General features: G+C 60.7%; 17 protein-coding genes. 14 read left to right on the top strand and 3 right to left on the bottom strand.

Annotated features, from left to right (window positions below; translation table 11 throughout):
• The first annotated feature begins 180 nt into the window (after positions 1-180).
• From rpsM to ABEB22_RS02650, 5 genes are all read left to right on the top strand, one after another.
• Positions 181-549, top strand: a complete 369-nt coding sequence (rpsM, locus tag ABEB22_RS02670) for a 30S ribosomal protein S13 (RefSeq protein WP_339114392.1) — start codon at positions 181-183, stop codon at positions 547-549.
• 15 nt (positions 550-564) lie between these two features.
• The gene (gene rpsK, locus ABEB22_RS02665; protein WP_339114393.1) at positions 565-954 is read left to right on the top strand and encodes a 30S ribosomal protein S11; all 390 of its coding nucleotides are present in this window, start codon (positions 565-567) and stop codon (positions 952-954) included.
• A gap of 117 nt (positions 955-1,071) precedes the next feature.
• A complete protein-coding gene (locus tag ABEB22_RS02660; protein WP_339114394.1) occupies positions 1,072-2,088 on the top strand; it encodes a DNA-directed RNA polymerase subunit alpha in 1,017 nt (338 codons plus the stop codon).
• 154 nt (positions 2,089-2,242) lie between these two features.
• Positions 2,243-2,659, top strand: coding sequence for a 50S ribosomal protein L17 (rplQ, locus tag ABEB22_RS02655; protein ID WP_339114395.1), 417 nt, complete (start codon positions 2,243-2,245; stop codon positions 2,657-2,659).
• Between the two features lie 209 nt (positions 2,660-2,868).
• Positions 2,869-3,480 carry an autoinducer binding domain-containing protein gene (locus tag ABEB22_RS02650; protein WP_350938612.1) on the top strand — a complete coding sequence of 204 codons (612 nt, stop codon included), beginning with the start codon at positions 2,869-2,871 and terminating at the stop codon, positions 3,478-3,480.
• Here the strand turns inward: ABEB22_RS02650 and ABEB22_RS02645 are convergent.
• Positions 3,477-4,808 (bottom strand): replication-associated recombination protein A, encoded by a 1,332-nt coding sequence (locus ABEB22_RS02645; RefSeq protein ID WP_406870771.1) that lies wholly within the window; start codon positions 4,806-4,808, stop codon positions 3,477-3,479. The genes ABEB22_RS02650 and ABEB22_RS02645 overlap by 4 nt on opposite strands.
• A 165-nt stretch (positions 4,809-4,973) precedes the next feature.
• Between ABEB22_RS02645 and crcB the strand changes: the two genes are divergently transcribed.
• The 9 genes from crcB (at position 4,974) to ABEB22_RS02600 (ending at position 13,521) form a co-directional block, all read left to right on the top strand.
• Positions 4,974-5,354: a fluoride efflux transporter CrcB gene (crcB, locus tag ABEB22_RS02640; protein ID WP_339114398.1), complete on the top strand. Its 381-nt coding sequence runs from the start codon at positions 4,974-4,976 to the stop codon at positions 5,352-5,354.
• A complete protein-coding gene (locus tag ABEB22_RS02635) occupies positions 5,351-6,394 on the top strand; it encodes an RluA family pseudouridine synthase (RefSeq protein ID WP_339114399.1) in 1,044 nt (347 codons plus the stop codon). Before crcB ends, ABEB22_RS02635 begins: the two co-directional genes overlap by 4 nt.
• A complete protein-coding gene (locus ABEB22_RS02630; protein ID WP_406870770.1) occupies positions 6,394-7,056 on the top strand; it encodes an HAD-IA family hydrolase in 663 nt (220 codons plus the stop codon). Before ABEB22_RS02635 ends, ABEB22_RS02630 begins: the two co-directional genes overlap by 1 nt.
• On the top strand, positions 7,053-7,763 hold the full coding sequence (locus tag ABEB22_RS02625) for an ATP12 family chaperone protein (protein WP_406870769.1): 711 nt from the start codon (positions 7,053-7,055) through the stop codon (positions 7,761-7,763). Before ABEB22_RS02630 ends, ABEB22_RS02625 begins: the two co-directional genes overlap by 4 nt.
• A 222-nt stretch (positions 7,764-7,985) precedes the next feature.
• Positions 7,986-9,002, top strand: a complete 1,017-nt coding sequence (locus ABEB22_RS02620) for an amino acid ABC transporter substrate-binding protein (protein WP_339114402.1) — start codon at positions 7,986-7,988, stop codon at positions 9,000-9,002.
• 134 nt (positions 9,003-9,136) lie between these two features.
• Positions 9,137-10,390, top strand: coding sequence for an ABC transporter permease subunit (locus ABEB22_RS02615; protein WP_339114403.1), 1,254 nt, complete (start codon positions 9,137-9,139; stop codon positions 10,388-10,390).
• Between the two features lies 1 nt (position 10,391).
• Positions 10,392-11,708 (top strand): amino acid ABC transporter permease, encoded by a 1,317-nt coding sequence (locus ABEB22_RS02610; RefSeq protein ID WP_350938604.1) that lies wholly within the window; start codon positions 10,392-10,394, stop codon positions 11,706-11,708.
• Between the two features lie 24 nt (positions 11,709-11,732).
• Positions 11,733-12,503: an amino acid ABC transporter ATP-binding protein gene (locus ABEB22_RS02605; RefSeq protein WP_339114469.1), complete on the top strand. Its 771-nt coding sequence runs from the start codon at positions 11,733-11,735 to the stop codon at positions 12,501-12,503.
• Positions 12,504-12,678: 175 nt separating this feature from the next.
• On the top strand, positions 12,679-13,521 hold the full coding sequence (locus tag ABEB22_RS02600; protein WP_406870768.1) for a 3-keto-5-aminohexanoate cleavage protein: 843 nt from the start codon (positions 12,679-12,681) through the stop codon (positions 13,519-13,521).
• Between the two features lie 36 nt (positions 13,522-13,557).
• Here the strand turns inward: ABEB22_RS02600 and ABEB22_RS02595 are convergent, their stop codons facing one another.
• Positions 13,558-14,079 carry a SixA phosphatase family protein gene (locus ABEB22_RS02595; protein WP_406870767.1) on the bottom strand — a complete coding sequence of 174 codons (522 nt, stop codon included), beginning with the start codon at positions 14,077-14,079 and terminating at the stop codon, positions 13,558-13,560.
• 128 nt (positions 14,080-14,207) lie between these two features.
• Positions 14,208-15,101 (bottom strand): acetylglutamate kinase, encoded by an 894-nt coding sequence (gene argB / locus ABEB22_RS02590; RefSeq protein ID WP_339114407.1) that lies wholly within the window; start codon positions 15,099-15,101, stop codon positions 14,208-14,210.
• Positions 15,102-15,195: the final 94 nt, after the last annotated feature.

Raw genomic sequence — 15,195 nt, 5'->3', positions numbered from 1 at the left:
CATCAGGGAGGCTTGACGTTGCGGGCGGAACCTCGTAGGTGCAAGTCTCTCTTATGAGAATCAATTTTTCGACAGGATTTATACCCTGTCGGAATCAGGGTCCGAAACATGAGGTTTCGGGCCATCTGTTGTGAAAAAAGGTTCTGGAGTTACGGAACCGCAACGTGAAGGAAGCACGCTTTGGCACGTATTGCTGGCGTCAACATCCCGACCGGGAAACGCACCCCGATCGCATTGACCTATATCACCGGTATCGGCGACGACACCGCGCGTAAAATCTGTGAAGCCGTTGGCATCGACGCGACCCGTCGTGTGAACGAGCTGTCGGACGCAGAGGTTCTCGCGATCCGTGAATATATCGACGCAAACCTCACCGTTGAAGGTGACCTGCGCCGTGAAGTTCAAATGAACGTTAAGCGTCTGATGGACCTGGGCTGCTACCGCGGTCTGCGTCACCGCCGGAACCTTCCGGTTCGCGGTCAGCGTACCCATACCAACGCTCGTACCCGCAAGGGCCCGGCAAAAGCCATTGCTGGCAAGAAGAAGTAAGGGGAGGCTTGACACATGGCACGTGAAAAGGTCCGCACGAAGCGTAAAGAGCGCAAGAACATCGCCGCTGGTGTTGTTCATGTGAACTCGTCGTTCAACAACACCAAGATCCTGATCTCCGACGTTCAGGGCAACGCCATCTCGTGGTCGTCCTCGGGCACCATGGGCTTCAAGGGTTCGCGTAAATCGACCCCCTACGCCGCTCAGATGGCTGCAGAAGATGCTGCACGCAAAGCACAAGAGCACGGTCTGCGCACCGTAGACGTCGAAGTTCAAGGTCCGGGTTCGGGTCGTGAATCGGCTCTGCGCGCACTGGCTGCTGTCGGTCTGGCTGTCACCTCGATCCGTGACGTCACCCCGATCGCGCATAACGGCTGCCGTCCGCCGAAGCGCCGCCGCGTCTGATTTTTGAATTCCGGTTGGGCCGTGTGGGGTTTCCCGCGCGGCCCAATCGTGTCCGCATTCTATCCTCGGGCGTTCCCTGCTTAGGACATGGGTTGGGAACAGGTATGGAGGCACTGCATGATCCACAAAAATTGGGCCGAGCTGATCAAGCCGACGCAACTGGAAGTGAAACCGGGTAACGATCCGGAGCGTCAGGCTTCGCTCGTGGCAGAACCGCTCGAGCGTGGTTTCGGCCTCACTCTGGGCAACGCTCTGCGCCGCGTTCTGCTGTCCTCGCTGCAAGGCGCGGCCATCACCAGCGTTCAGATCGATAACGTTCTCCACGAGTTCTCGAGCGTGGCCGGTGTGCGTGAAGACGTCACCGACATCGTGCTGAACCTCAAAGGCGTGTCGCTGCGCATGGACATCGAAGGTCCGAAGCGCGTGTCGGTCTCGGCCAAAGGTCCGGGCGTTGTCACGGCTGGCGATATCGCGGAGACTGCGGGTATCGAGGTTCTGAACAAAGAGCACGTTATCTGCCACCTCGACGATGGCGCCGACCTGTTCATGGAACTGACCGTGAATACCGGTAAAGGCTATGTTGCCGCCGATAAGAACCGTCCCGAAGATGCGCCCATCGGTCTGATCCCGATCGACGCGATCTACTCGCCGGTGAAAAAGGTTGCCTACGAAGTCACCCCGACCCGCGAAGGTCAGGTTCTGGACTATGACAAGCTGACCATGAAGATCGAAACCGATGGCTCGATCACGCCGGAAGACGCTGTCGCTTTTGCGGCGCGTATCCTGCAGGACCAGCTGTCGATCTTCGTCAACTTCGAAGAGCCCGAATCGGCGTCGAAGCAGGACGCGGAAGACGGTCTCGAGTTCAACCCGCTCCTCCTCAAGAAGGTCGACGAGCTGGAACTCTCGGTCCGTTCGGCAAACTGCCTCAAGAACGACAACATCGTCTATATCGGCGATCTCATCCAGAAAACCGAAGCCGAGATGCTCCGCACCCCGAACTTCGGCCGCAAGTCGCTCAACGAGATCAAGGAAGTGCTTTCGGGCATGGGGCTGCATCTCGGGATGGAAGTCGAAGACTGGCCGCCGGAGAATATCGAGGATCTGGCCAAGCGTTTCGAAGATCAGTTCTGATCTCGCGCTTACAGGCTTGACGGATAGGGGGGCGTGGGCTACACGCCCCCCATTCAATGCCAGCGTAGGCTGGGAATATCGGGCTCCGCCCCAACTGAGGCACCGGCACGCATCGGCGCCCTGACAAAGCAAAACGCAATTACGGAGAATTCACATGCGTCACGCTCGCGGTTACCGCCGTCTCAACCGTACTCACGAACACCGCAAGGCGCTGTTCGCCAACATGTGCGGCTCGCTCATCGAGCATGAGCAAATCAAGACCACCCTGCCGAAAGCAAAAGAGCTTCGTCCGGTGATCGAAAAGCTGATCACGCTGGCAAAGCGCGGCGACCTGCATGCACGTCGTCAAGCGGCTTCGATGCTGAAGCAGGATAAAGACGTTGCCAAGCTGTTCGACGTCCTCGGCCCGCGTTTCAAAGAGCGTAACGGTGGTTACACCCGCGTTCTCAAAGCCGGTTTCCGTTACGGCGATATGGCTCCGATGGCCTTCATCGAGTTCGTCGAGCGCGATGCGTCGGCCAAAGGTGCTGCAGACCGTGCGCGCCTCGAAGCAGAAGAAGCTGCTGAATAATTCGGACCTACCTTTAGGTCTACAAGGTCAAACCCCGTCCCTCTGGGCGGGGTTTTTCAATGCTTTATTTAAGATTTTAGGGGAATGCTTGGGGCAGGCATCCGAAGGGGAGATCCGGTGCCATAATCGGTGTTTGGTTTGAATGACTGTCGGCGGCTTCGACCTAGCTGTTGGGGCGCGCACATATTTTGGCTAGATATTGGGATGCCATGGCATTTGATTCGGAAACAGAGGCATTGCTTGACGAGCTCGATAAGCTCGCCCCGGCCGGATATATGGTCGGACTGCATATCCGTCTGGCGCAGCCCCGTATCTATCACAGCAGCTATCCGCCCGACTGGGTGACGCGCTATAACGAGCGATCCTATTATCTGCGTGACCCTGCGGTGTTCTGGGGAATTTCCCATACCGGTGTGACACGATGGAGTGCAATCCGGCTGCCGGATCCGTTTGGTCTCTTCGATGAGGCGGGGCGGTTCGGGCTCTGTTTCGGCGCGAGCGCCTCGGCGGGTCCGATGTCCTCGCGGTCCATCATCGGCATCGCGCATGCAGAGCGCGAATTTTCGGATGAGGAGTTGGCAGCGCTGGCGCGGATCACGCAGGCGCTGCATGCCCATCACGAGGAGTGCCTGTCGCTCACGCCGGCCCAAGCGGAGGCATTACGCCTGCTTGCCTCGGGAGATCGCCATACCGCGGCGGCGGCCCGTCTGGGGATCAGCGAGAGCGCCTTCAAGGCGCGGCTGAAATCGGCGCGGCTCAGGCTCGAGGCGCGCACCACCTCCGAGGCGATCCGCAAAGCCCGCGAGCATCGCCTGATCTAGCTATTGCGCTTGGAGCGGAGCTTGGCGAACCAGTCCACCCGCTTGCGCATCTCGCGTTCGAATCCGCGATCGGGCGGGTCATAGAGCTGCGCACGGGGCACATTGTCTGGGAAGTAATTCTGTCCCGAGAACCCGTCCTCGGCATCATGATCATAGGCATAGCCCGCGCCATAGCCTTGCTCTTTCATAAGGCTGGTCGGCGCATTCAGGATATGCTTGGGCGGCGGCGCCGATCCGGTCTGCTTGGCCAATGCCCGCGCACCCTTATAACCCACATAGCCCGCATTGGATTTGGGGGCCAAAGCCAGATAGATCACCGTTTGCGCCAGCGCCAGCTCGCCTTCGGGCGAGCCGATGCGCTCATAGATCTCCCAGGCATGGAGGGCGTGGGTCTGGGCCTGCGGGTCGGCCAAGCCGATATCCTCGACCGCCATCCGCACGAAGCGCCGTGCCAGATAGCGGGGGTCCTCGCCGCCCTCGAGCATCCGCGCATACCAGTAAAGCGCCGCATCGGGGTCGGAGCCGCGCACGGATTTGTGCAGGGCCGAGATCAGGTTATAATGCTCGTCGCCAGATTTGTCATATTGGGCGGCGCGGCGTTGCAGCCGCTGGGCCAGCTCTTTGGCATCCATCGGGGCGCTCACCCGGATCGCCGCGACTTGCTCGACGAGATTCAGCATGGCGCGCCCGTCGCCATCGGCCATCGCCACCAATGTGGCGCGTGCCTCTTCGGTCAGGGGCAGGGGGGTGCCACGGGCGGCCTCGGCGCGCGAAAGAAGCTCCCCTAACGCGCCCGCATCGAGCCTGTGCAGCACCATCACCTGAGCGCGCGACAAGAGTGCGCGGTTCAGCTCGAAACTCGGGTTCTCGGTGGTGGCCCCCACGAGCACGATGGTGCCGTCTTCCATATGCGGCAGGAAGCCGTCCTGCTGCGCCTTATTGAAACGGTGGATCTCGTCCACGAAGAGGAGCGTCCCTTGGCCCGCGCGGCGGCGGGTCTTGGCCGCATCGAACACCTTGCGCAGTTCCGGCACCCCCGAGAAAATCGCGCTGATCTGCACGAAATGGCGGTCGGAGGCGTCCGCGAGAAGCCGCGCGATGGTGGTCTTGCCCACACCGGGCGGGCCCCAGAGGATCATCGAGGACAGTTTACCCGAGGCCAGCATCCGGCCCAGCGGGGCCTCCTCGGCCAGAATATGGGCCTGGCCGATTACCTCGGTGATATCTTTCGGGCGCAGACTGTCGGCCAGCGGCCGGTCGCGCGACTCGGGCTCGGTTGCGGGGCGCTGGTCGGCCATGTCGGGGCTGTTGTCGAAAAGATCGCTCATGGGTGCACAGTAATCGCCCTTTCAGGCAAGATGAAGACGGGATTTGCGGTGCATCATCCGTGCAGATATGGCACAAGCACACCAAAGATGAAGGATGCAGGGCCCGTCAAGGCGGCGGGTTTCGGCACGCAGGCGGGGCAAAAGCGCCTGCGATAGGAGATGAAGATGTTGTTGACGATGTTGCAAGTGGCGCTGGGTGGCGCGATCGGTGCCTCCGGGCGCTACCTCTCGGGGGTGGCGATCCTGCGGATGATGGGGCCTCAACAGATCCCTCTCGGGGTGATCTTCGTCAATATCGTCGGGTCGTTTTTGATGGGCGCTCTGGTGACGTTTCTGGGTCAGAAAGAATTGACCCACTGGAACGCCTTTCTGGCGACAGGGATCCTTGGCGGGTTCACCACATTCTCCTCCTTCTCGCTTGAAACATGGATGCTGATCGAGCGGGGCGAAACGGGGCTGGCTTCCGTTTATGTTGCGATCTCGCTCGGGGCGTCTCTTCTGGGTCTTATTTTCGGGGTGCATGTAATGCGCTGGGTGCTGGCATGAGCAAGGTTCAAAACGTCAAGGTCGATGCGGATGGCGCGGAAATGCGGCTCGACCGCTTCCTGAAGAAGCGCTTTCCGCAGATGACGCAGATCATGGTGGAAAAACTCTGCCGCAAGGGGCAGATCCGCGTGGATGGCGGGCGGGTAAAGCCGGCCCATCGTCTGGAAGAAGGGCAGGAGGTGCGTGTGCCCCCGTTGCCCGAAGAGCGCCCCGAGCCCAAGAATGATGGTGCGATCACCTCCGATCAGGAGAAGATGATCCAGTCCTGCGTGATCTGGAAGGACGAGCATATCATCGCGATCAACAAGCCGCCGGGTCTGCCTTCGCAGGGCGGGTCGGGGCAGGGCAATGTCCATGTGGACGGCCTCGCCGACGCTCTGATGTTCGGCTATAAAGAACGCCCGAAACTGGTGCACCGTCTGGACAAGGATACCTCGGGCGTGCTGCTTCTGGCGCGCACCGACCGTGTGGCACGCCGCCTGTCGGAGGCTTTCCGCCGCAAGACCACCCGCAAGATCTACTGGGCGGCCGTCGCGGGAGCACCGCAGCCGAAATTCGGCACAATCCGCTACGGGCTTGAAAAGCAGGGCGGTCACGGGCCGCATGGCGCGGGCGAGAAGATGATCTGCATCCATCCCGCCAAGATGAACGAGCATCCCGAGGCCAAGCGTTCTACTACCGATTATTTCACGCTGCATATCCTTGGCCAGCGCCTGTCATGGGTCGCGCTGGTGCCGATCACCGGGCGCACCCACCAGCTGCGCGCCCACATGGCCGAGATCGGTAACCCGATCGTGGGCGACGGCAAATATGGTGGCTCGAGCCAGGAAAACATGGGCGATGGCTGGGGCGCCCAGCTGGGTGGCGAGGTCTCGCGTAAGCTGCACCTGCATGCCCGCCAGATCAGCTTCGATCACCCGATCACCGGCAAGCGCATCACCGTCGAGGCGCCCTTGCCCGAGCATATGAAAAAGACATGGAAGTTGCTGGACTGGAACGAGAAAGATGTGCCCGCCGATCCGTTCGAGGATCTGATGTAATGCTTGCCATCTTCGACGTCGATGGCACGATCTCGGATAGCCAGCACCATATCACTCATGCGATGGCGCTGGGGTTCGAGGCAGTAGGGCTGACGCCTCTGCCTGCCTCCGAGGTGTTGTCGATCGTCGGGCTCTCGTTGCCCGAGGCTCTGATGCGGCTTCTGCCCGATGCGCCGCAAGCGACCCGCGATGCGGTGGTCGAGGGCTATAAGGCCAGCTACAAATCCGCCCGCGCGGCCAGCCCCGCTCCGCTCTATCCGGGGGCCAAGGACTTGCTGGACCGTCTGCAGGCGCGCGAGGATACCGTGCTTGCGGTGGCGACCGGAAAATCGCGCCGCGGATTGCGCGCGCTGGTCAAGCATCATGGGCTCGAGCGGCATTTTGTGTCGCTGCAATGCGCCGATGACCATCCCTCCAAGCCGCATCCTGCCATGGTGCAGGCGGCGCTCGAGGAAACGGGCATGGAGGCTGCGCAGGCGGTCATGATCGGGGACACGAGCTACGATATCGAGATGGGCCGTGCCGCCGGTCTGCGCACCATCGGGGTGGCATGGGGATATCATCCGCTGGACGCGCTGGAGGCTGCCGGTGTTGATCATATCGTTCACGATTTCAAAGAGTTGGAGGCGCTTCTGACGCGCCTAACGGAGGAGGTGGCATGAGCAGCTGGACTGCGAAACGTTTCTGGAAAGAGGCAACCGTAGTGGCGTCCGACGACGGGTTCGGCGTGGCGCTCGACAGGCGTCCGGTGAAGACCCCCGCAAAGGCGCCGCTGGTGGTGCCGACACAGGCGCTGGCGCTTGCGATTGCCGCCGAATGGGACGCGCAGGAGGGCGAGATCAAGCCCGAGACCATGCCACTCACCCGCGCGGCCAATGCCGCCATCGACAAGGTCGCCGTCCAGCATGAGGAGGTTGCGGCCTATATTGCGGAATATGGCGGCACCGATCTGCTATGCTATCGCGCCGATCAGCCGGAGCGTCTGGCCGAGCGCCAGGCCGAGGGCTGGGACCCGCTTCTGGCTTGGGCCAAGGCGCGTTACGGGGTCACGCTTGCGGTCACGCAGGGGCTTCTGCCCGTCCCGCAACCGGAAGTCGACCTCCGCAAACTGCATGACGAGGTGCGCGCGCTGACCCCCTTCGAGCTGTCGCCGCTACATGATCTGGTGGGAATTAGCGGCTCGCTTATTCTGGGTCTGGCCGTGATCGAAGGTGAGATCGACGCCGAACAGGCCTTCACGCTGTCGCGAATTGACGAGAGATTCCAAGCGGAAGAATGGGGCCGGGACGAAGAGGCCCATCTTGCAGATCTGGTCAAAAAACAGGCTCTTCTGGACGCCGCGCGGTTCTGGTCCTTGTTACACGAGTGAACGGCCTGTCTAAAAAGGCAAGTTTGAGTCCCTTTCCTGAGCAATTGCCTAATCGATGAGCGAATTTATTGCAAAATGATGGTTTGGGTTCTTGACCTTAAAGCCAATACGCGCTCACAATTCTGGCACTGGGGATAACCTCACAGTCTCCCGACGGCACAAAGCCGCGTGAGAACCGTTCAAGAACCGCCCTCAAGGGCGGCAACTCAGGAAGAGGTAATAATGAATAAACTAGCACTTCTCGGCGCTGTAGCTGCCACTGGTCTGACCGCAGCCGCGGCACAAGCTGCAACGCTGGATGATGTGAAGGCACGCGGCACGCTCAACTGTGGCGTGAACTCGGGTCTGGTCGGCTTTGCTACGCCGGATGCCAACGGTAACTGGACCGGCTTCGATGTCGCGATTTGTAAAGCCGTAGCCGCCGCCGTTCTGGGCGACGCGAGCAAAGTGAACTACGTTCCGGTCTCGAGCCAGAACCGCTTCACCGCACTCAGCTCGGGCGAGATCGACCTGCTGTCGCGGAACACCACCTGGACCTTCTCGCGTGATGTCGACCTGAAACTCGATTTCGCGGGCGTCAACTACTATGACGGTCAGGGCTTTATGGTCCGCAAGGATCTGGGCGTGACTTCGGCCAAGGAACTGGATGGCGCGACCGTCTGTATCCAGACCGGCACCACCACCGAGCTGAACCTTGCCGATTACTTCAAAGCCAATGGCATGACCTATAATCCGGTCTCGGTTGACACCAACTCGGAGGGCGAGCAGCAATTCCTCGCCGGTGCATGTGACGCATACACCACCGACGCATCGGGTCTGGCCGCAACCCGCGCAGCTTTCGCCAATCCGGGTGATTACATCATCCTGCCGGAAATCATCTCGAAAGAGCCGCTCGGACCGTCGGTCCGCCACGGCGATAACGAGTGGGGCGATATTGTCCGCTGGACGCTGAACGCGCTGATCGCTGCCGAAGAATACGGTATCACCTCGACCAATGCCGATGAGCTGGCAACCACCAGCGAGAACCCCGAGATCCGCCGTATTCTCGGTGCAGAGGGTGATCTGGGCAAGATGTTCGGTCTGGACGCCGAATGGGCCAAGCGCGCGATCAAGGCGGGCGGCAACTATGGCGAGATCTTCGCTGCCACCATCGGTGAGGATACCCCGATCGGTCTGGCGCGCGGTCTGAACGCACAGTGGACCCAAGGTGGTCTGCTTTACGCTCCGCCCTTCCGCTAATATAGATCCTGAAGGGGGGCGCTCGGGAGACCCGGCGCCCCTTTTCAATTCAACGAACAAAAAATGGCCCGCGGGCGAGGCAACGACCTCATTGGCGACAAACAGCCGCCCAGCACAGGCACAGGGGTATACCAATGGCAAATGCGCATGATGGGCCGGAGCGTGGCTTCCGGCTCAGCGATCTCATATACGACACGCGCTACCGGTCTTTGACCATCCAGACAATCACGCTAATCCTCGTCATGCTGGGCGTAGTCTGGCTGGTGGATAACGTGATCACCAATTTCCAAGCGCTTGGAAAAGATTTCAACTTCAGCTTCCTCGGACAGCGCGCGGGCTATGACATCGCCCAGACGCTGATTCCCTACAGCAATGACGATACCCATGCGCGGGCGGCTCTTGTGGGGCTGCTCAACACGCTCTGGGTCTCCTTCCTCGGCTGTATTGCGGCGACCATTATCGGGATCGTCGTGGGGATTCTGCGGCTGTCGAATAACTGGCTGATCTCGCGGCTGATGACGGTCTATGTCGAAGCGTTCCGTAACGTTCCGCTTCTGCTGTGGATTCTGGTGGCGATTGCCGTCATGACCGAGCTGACGCCCTCTCCGGCAAGCTATCGCGGCGAGAATTCCGCCTCGTCGATGCTGTTCTTTGACACGGTGGCCTTTACCAATCGTGGCACGCATATTCCGGGCATCGAGTTCACTCATGGCCTTGGTTCGATCGATACCGCGCTGGCGCCGATCTCGCTGAATTTCATCGCCTTTGTCATCGTGGTCGCCGTGTCGATCTTTGCCAACCGCAAGCTGCGTGATCATGCGGCGCGTGTGCAAAGCGCGACCGGCGTCCGCCCGACGACGTGGTGGAAATCACTCCTGATCCTCTTTGTGCCTGCGATCGCCCTTCTGGCCGCGCTCGGGATGACGCTGAACGCGCCGATGCTCGAGCGGTTCAACTTTACCGGCGGTATCGATGTGTCGAACGCGATGGTCGCGCTTTGGCTGGGGCTGTCGCTCTATACCGGTGCCTTCATCGCCGAGATTGTGCGCGCGGGCATCATGTCCGTCTCGCGCGGGCAATCCGAGGCGGCCTTCGCGCTGGGTCTGCGGCCCAACCGCACGATGAAGCTCGTGATCCTGCCGCAGGCACTGCGCGTGATCGTGCCGCCACTGATCTCGCAATATCTCAACCTCACCAAGAACTCGTCGCTGGCAATCGCCGTGGGCTACATGGACCTGCGCGGCACGCTGGGCGGGATCACGATGAACCAGACCGGTCGCGAGATCGAAGCCATCCTCTTGATGATGCTGATCTATCTCGCCGTTTCACTGGCAATTTCCGGCGTCATGAACCTCTACAACCGGTCGGTAAAGCTGAAGGAGCGGTGAGATGAGCGATACACATGCACAATCCGTCGCCTATGTGCGCGACACCATGCTGCCCCAGCAACAACCGCCGTCAAATCAATCCGGCGCGGTGAAATGGCTACGCGAGAATATGTTCTCGGGCTGGGCGAACACGGTGCTGACCCTTCTGGGCATCATCGTTGTCTATCTGTTCGTCTCGCATTTCTACGCGTGGTTCCTCCATGGCGTCTGGAATGCCGAGAGCCTGAGCGAATGCCGCCAGATCATCACCGAGAAATGGGGTGAGGGGGCAACCGGCGCTTGCTGGGCGGTGATCCATCACCGCTGGAACCAGATCATCTTCGGCTTCTACCCGCCAGAGCTCTACTGGCGCCCGGTTGTGGTCTTCCTTGGCCTGTTCGTGGCAATCGCACCGGTGCTGTTCTCGCAGCTGCCGCGCAAGATGCTGGCGTTCTCCGCCCTCTACCCGCTGGCTGCCATCTGGCTTCTGTGGGGTGGCTCGATCTGGCCGGTGGTCATGATCGCTGCGGGTTTCTTCATCGGCTATGTCCTGCTGAAAGCACTGGCGCCGGTGAACAGGGCCCTCGCTGTGATCGCTGCAATCCTCGTGCCGGTGCTCTTCTGGGTCTACGCGGTTGACCCGCTGGATGCGGGGCTGAGTGCCATCCTTCCGGTCGCGATCGCCTCTGTGGGGTCCAACCAGTTCGGTGGCTTCCTGCTGGCGATCGTCATCGGGGCAGGGGGCATCGGCCTGTCGTTGCCCTTGGGGATCATGCTGGCGCTTGGCCGCCAGTCGAATATGTTCCTGATCAAGACGCTGTCGATTGTCTTCATCGAGTTTATCCGTGGCGTTCCGTTGATCACGCTTCTCTTCGTGGCCTCGACGCTCCTGAACTACTTCCTGCCGCCAGGTACGAATTTCGACATCATCCTGCGGGTAATGATCCTCGTTACGCTGTTCTCGGCCGCCTATATCGCGGAAGTGATCCGTGGCGGTCTGGCGGCCCTGCCGCGCGGCCAATACGAGGCGGCGGATGCGCTGGGTCTGGATTACTGGAAAGCGCAACGGCTGATCATCCTGCCGCAGGCGCTCAAAATCTCGATCCCCGGCATCGTGTCGACCTTCATCGGCATGTTCAAGGACACAACACTCGTGACCTTCGTGGGCCTCTATGACCCGCTGAAATCCATCCCCGATGCGATCCGCAACAATTTCGAATGGAAGGGCGTCTATTGGGAACCCTTCCTCTTCGTGGGCGTGATCTTCTTCCTCTTCAATTTCGGCATGTCGCGCTACTCGATGTATCTCGAGCGCAAGCTGAAACGTGACCACCGATAAGGAGGCCAGAGACAAATGGCTGATATGACTATGGCAACCACCAATCCGAAAGCCTCCGACGAGGTCGCGATCCGTATCGAGGGCATGAACAAGTGGTACGGCCAGTTCCACGTCCTGCGTGATATCGACCTGACGGTCACCCGTGGCGAGCGCATCGTCATCGCGGGTCCGTCGGGGTCGGGGAAATCCACCATGATCCGCTGCATCAACCGTCTGGAAGAGCACCAGTCGGGCAAGATTGTCGTGGATGGCACCGAGCTGACCAATGATCTGAAAAACATCGACAAGGTGCGCTCTGAAGTGGGGATGGTGTTCCAGCACTTCAACCTCTTCCCGCATCTGACGATCCTCGAGAACTGCACGCTCGCGCCGATATGGGTTCGCAAGATCCCGAAGAAGCAGGCCGAAGAAACCGCGATGCATTTCCTCGAGAAGGTGAAGATCCCCGATCAGGCCCATAAATATCCGGGTATGCTCTCGGGCGGTCAGCAGCAGCGTGTGGCGATTGCCCGTTCGCTCTGCATGATGCCCAAGATCATGCTCTTCGACGAGCCGACCTCGGCGCTTGACCCGGAGATGATCAAGGAGGTGCTCGACACCATGATCGAGCTGGCGGAAGAGGGGATGACCATGCTCTGCGTGACCCACGAGATGGGCTTCGCGCAATCCGTGGCCGACCGCGTGATCTTCATGGCCGATGGCCAGATCGTCGAGCAGAACAATCCGCATGATTTCTTCCACAACCCGCAATCGGAACGCACCAAGCAGTTCCTGAGCCAGATCCTCAACCACTGAGTTGGGCGGTGGAGGGGGCAGAGCCCCCGACCGGATTGGCTTGGGGTTCAATGCCCCAAGCCAATCCGGCCCCGCCATCACATGAAACCGGAAGGGGCCCGCGCGGCCCCTTTTTCCATGCCGCGTTGCAGCAGCAGTTGACAGTGCACGGGCGCAGGCGTTCTATCTGCCTATTATGACACAAAAACCCTGCATCATATGCGTTGCCATTACAGGCTCGCTGCCCCGCAAAGCCGATAATCCGGCCGTGCCGATCACGGTGTCGGAACAGATCGAATCCACCCATGAGGCTTTTGAAGCCGGTGCGACCATCGTCCATGCCCATGTGCGCAACGACGACGAGACCACCTCTTCGGACCCCGAAAAATTCGCGGCCCTCAAGGAAGGTCTCGAGAAGCACTGCCCCGGCATGATCATCCAGTTCTCTACAGGTGGGCGTTCGGGCGCGGGCCAGGCCCGCGGCGGTATGCTGCCGCTGCGCCCCGATATGGCCTCGCTTTCGGTCGGCTCGAACAATTTCCCGACCCGCGTCTACGAGAACCCGCCGGATCTGGTCGACTGGCTGGCCTCGGAGATGAAAACCTATGGCGTGCGCCCCGAGATCGAGGCGTTTGACCTCAGCCATATCCATCAGGCCGCGCGGATGCATGCCGATGGCCGTCTGGTTGATAGCCCCTATGTGCAATTCGTCATGGGCGTGAAAAACGCCATGCCGGTGGATCGCGATGTCTTCGATTATTACCGCAAGACCATGGCGCGGCTCTTGCCCGAGAGCGAATGGTGTGCTGCCGGGATCGGGCGCGACCAGATCACCGTCAACGAGTGGTCGGTGGCCAATGGCGGTCATGCGCGTTGCGGGCTCGAGGATAATATCCGTCTGGATAAAACCACATTGGCGCCGTCAAACGCCGCTCTCGTGCGCCGTGTCACAGATCTCTGCGAGACATACGAACGCCCCGTTGCCACATGGAACGAGGCGCGCGAACTGCTCAAGCTGCCTCTGCCGCAACCGGCCTGATCAGCGGTGGGGCCTCCTCTTGCGGGTGGCCCAGCCTCAGCCGCGGCGGCTCGGTGTGAAGAAATCGAGCACTGACCCTGTGCCGGGCTTCAGATCGGACCAGCTGTCGATCTGGAAATCCACGATCAGCGTGGCACAGGTCACATAACGGCGGAAATCACCGTTCAGCGGCACCCTCGCAGGCAGGCTGGCCGCGAAATCGGCGATGCCCGGATTATGGGCCAGCATCATCACCGTGGGCATCGTCGCCTGTTTCAGCGAGGCCAGAAGCTGGGCGGCATTGGCCTGATAGAGCTCGGGGATGATATGCTCCTCGGGCAGGCTTTCAAGCACCGCGCCCTTGACCCTTGCCCAGGTCTCCTGCGTGCGAGCGGCAGGCGAGCACAGCACCTCTTCCGGCTCGAGCCCGCGGGAGGCCAGAAAATCTCCCAGCTCGCTTGCGGCAAACCGCCCCCGCGCATTCAGCGGGCGGTCAAAATCGTCCTGCGTCGGATCATCCCAGCTGGACTTTGCATGTCGCGTCAGGATCAGTCGGCGATATCCTGCAGGAGTCGTCATATGGCAAGCCCTCTGGTCTAGTGTCGGAATATTGATGGGAACGCGGCCACTGTGCCAAGCCAGCGGACCCGCCGCAAGCCCCCACGCAAGGGGAGCTTGCGGATTTCGCACGGTATTTACGGGTAGGCTTAACCGTTCTTGGGCGCCACGCGCGGCGCGCTCGAGCGGATCATCGAGCCCGCACCGCCTTCGGTGAACAGCTCCAGCAGGCAGGCATTGTCCACGCGCCCATCAAGGATCACCACCGCACGAACGCCCGCCTCGACAGCAGCCAGCGCGGTTTCGGTTTTGGGGATCATGCCGCCGGCAATGGTGCCGTCCTCGATCATTGCCCGGACATCCTCGGGGGTCATCTGGGTGACAACCTCGCCTTCCTTGTTCTTCACGCCCTTCACATCGGTCAGCAGCAGCAGGCGGTCAGCCTTCAGAGCACCGGCAATCGCGCCGGCGGCGGTGTCACCATTCACATTGAAGGTCTCGTTATCGTTCATGCCGGTGGCAACCGGCGCGATCACCGGAATGATTCCCGCATTGTAGAGATCGCGGATCACCTGCACATTCATCTCGACGGGACGGCCGACATAGCCCAGCTCGGGATCATCAGCCTCACACACCATCAGGTCGTCATCCTTGCCGGAGATCCCCACGGCGCGTCCGCCCTCATCCATGATCGCCTGAACGATCCGCTTGTTCACGAGGCCGGTCAGCACCATTTCGACCACTTCGACCGTGGCCTTGTCGGTGACACGCTTGCCGCGCACCCAATCCGATTTGATGTTCAGCTTTTCCAGCATCTCGTTGATCATCGGGCCGCCACCATGGACCACCACGGGGTTTACACCGACCTGTCGCATCAGCACGATGTCGCGGGCGAACTGGGCCATCGCCTCGTCATCGCCCATGGCGTTGCCGCCGAATTTCACAACAACGACGGCTCCGGTGTAGCGCTGCAGGTAGGGCAGGGCTTCCGAAAGGGTGCGGGCGGCGGCTGGCCAGTCTTGGTTCATGGTCTGGGGTCTCATGCGCTGTCTCCGAAAGGATTGTCCTTTGTTAAGCCGTTCTGGCCGGAGTGTGAAGGCCCCTCTCCGGAGCTTCGCGTGACACGGAGCGCTCTGA

Origin of the sequence: Thioclava sp. 'Guangxiensis' (assembly GCF_045348365.1) — a bacterium.
GTDB classification, from domain to species: domain Bacteria; phylum Pseudomonadota; class Alphaproteobacteria; order Rhodobacterales; family Rhodobacteraceae; genus Thioclava; species Thioclava kandeliae.
The sequence above is the reverse complement of the archived record's forward strand: the minus strand, read 5'-3'. Positions and strand labels throughout refer to the sequence as shown.

Excerpts from the sequence above, each read along its gene's own strand:
- ABEB22_RS02630 (WP_406870770.1), top strand. The coding sequence starts at position 6,394 with ATGCTTGCCATCTTCGACGTCGATGGCACGATCTCGGATAGCCAGCAC.
- ABEB22_RS02650 (WP_350938612.1), top strand. The coding sequence starts at position 2,869 with ATGGCATTTGATTCGGAAACAGAGGCATTGCTTGACGAGCTCGATAAG.
- crcB (WP_339114398.1), top strand. The coding sequence starts at position 4,974 with ATGTTGTTGACGATGTTGCAAGTGGCGCTGGGTGGCGCGATCGGTGCC.
- ABEB22_RS02610 (WP_350938604.1), top strand. The coding sequence starts at position 10,392 with ATGAGCGATACACATGCACAATCCGTCGCCTATGTGCGCGACACCATG.
- ABEB22_RS02620 (WP_339114402.1), top strand. The coding sequence starts at position 7,986 with ATGAATAAACTAGCACTTCTCGGCGCTGTAGCTGCCACTGGTCTGACC.
- ABEB22_RS02595 (WP_406870767.1), bottom strand. The coding sequence starts at position 14,079 with ATGACGACTCCTGCAGGATATCGCCGACTGATCCTGACGCGACATGCA.
- ABEB22_RS02615 (WP_339114403.1), top strand. The coding sequence starts at position 9,137 with ATGGCAAATGCGCATGATGGGCCGGAGCGTGGCTTCCGGCTCAGCGAT.
- rpsK (WP_339114393.1), top strand. The coding sequence starts at position 565 with ATGGCACGTGAAAAGGTCCGCACGAAGCGTAAAGAGCGCAAGAACATC.
- ABEB22_RS02660 (WP_339114394.1), top strand. The coding sequence starts at position 1,072 with ATGATCCACAAAAATTGGGCCGAGCTGATCAAGCCGACGCAACTGGAA.
- rplQ (WP_339114395.1), top strand. The coding sequence starts at position 2,243 with ATGCGTCACGCTCGCGGTTACCGCCGTCTCAACCGTACTCACGAACAC.
- ABEB22_RS02600 (WP_406870768.1), top strand. The coding sequence starts at position 12,679 with ATGACACAAAAACCCTGCATCATATGCGTTGCCATTACAGGCTCGCTG.
- ABEB22_RS02605 (WP_339114469.1), top strand. The coding sequence starts at position 11,733 with ATGACTATGGCAACCACCAATCCGAAAGCCTCCGACGAGGTCGCGATC.
- ABEB22_RS02645 (WP_406870771.1), bottom strand. The coding sequence starts at position 4,808 with ATGAGCGATCTTTTCGACAACAGCCCCGACATGGCCGACCAGCGCCCC.
- ABEB22_RS02635 (WP_339114399.1), top strand. The coding sequence starts at position 5,351 with ATGAGCAAGGTTCAAAACGTCAAGGTCGATGCGGATGGCGCGGAAATG.
- ABEB22_RS02625 (WP_406870769.1), top strand. The coding sequence starts at position 7,053 with ATGAGCAGCTGGACTGCGAAACGTTTCTGGAAAGAGGCAACCGTAGTG.
- argB (WP_339114407.1), bottom strand. The coding sequence starts at position 15,101 with ATGAGACCCCAGACCATGAACCAAGACTGGCCAGCCGCCGCCCGCACC.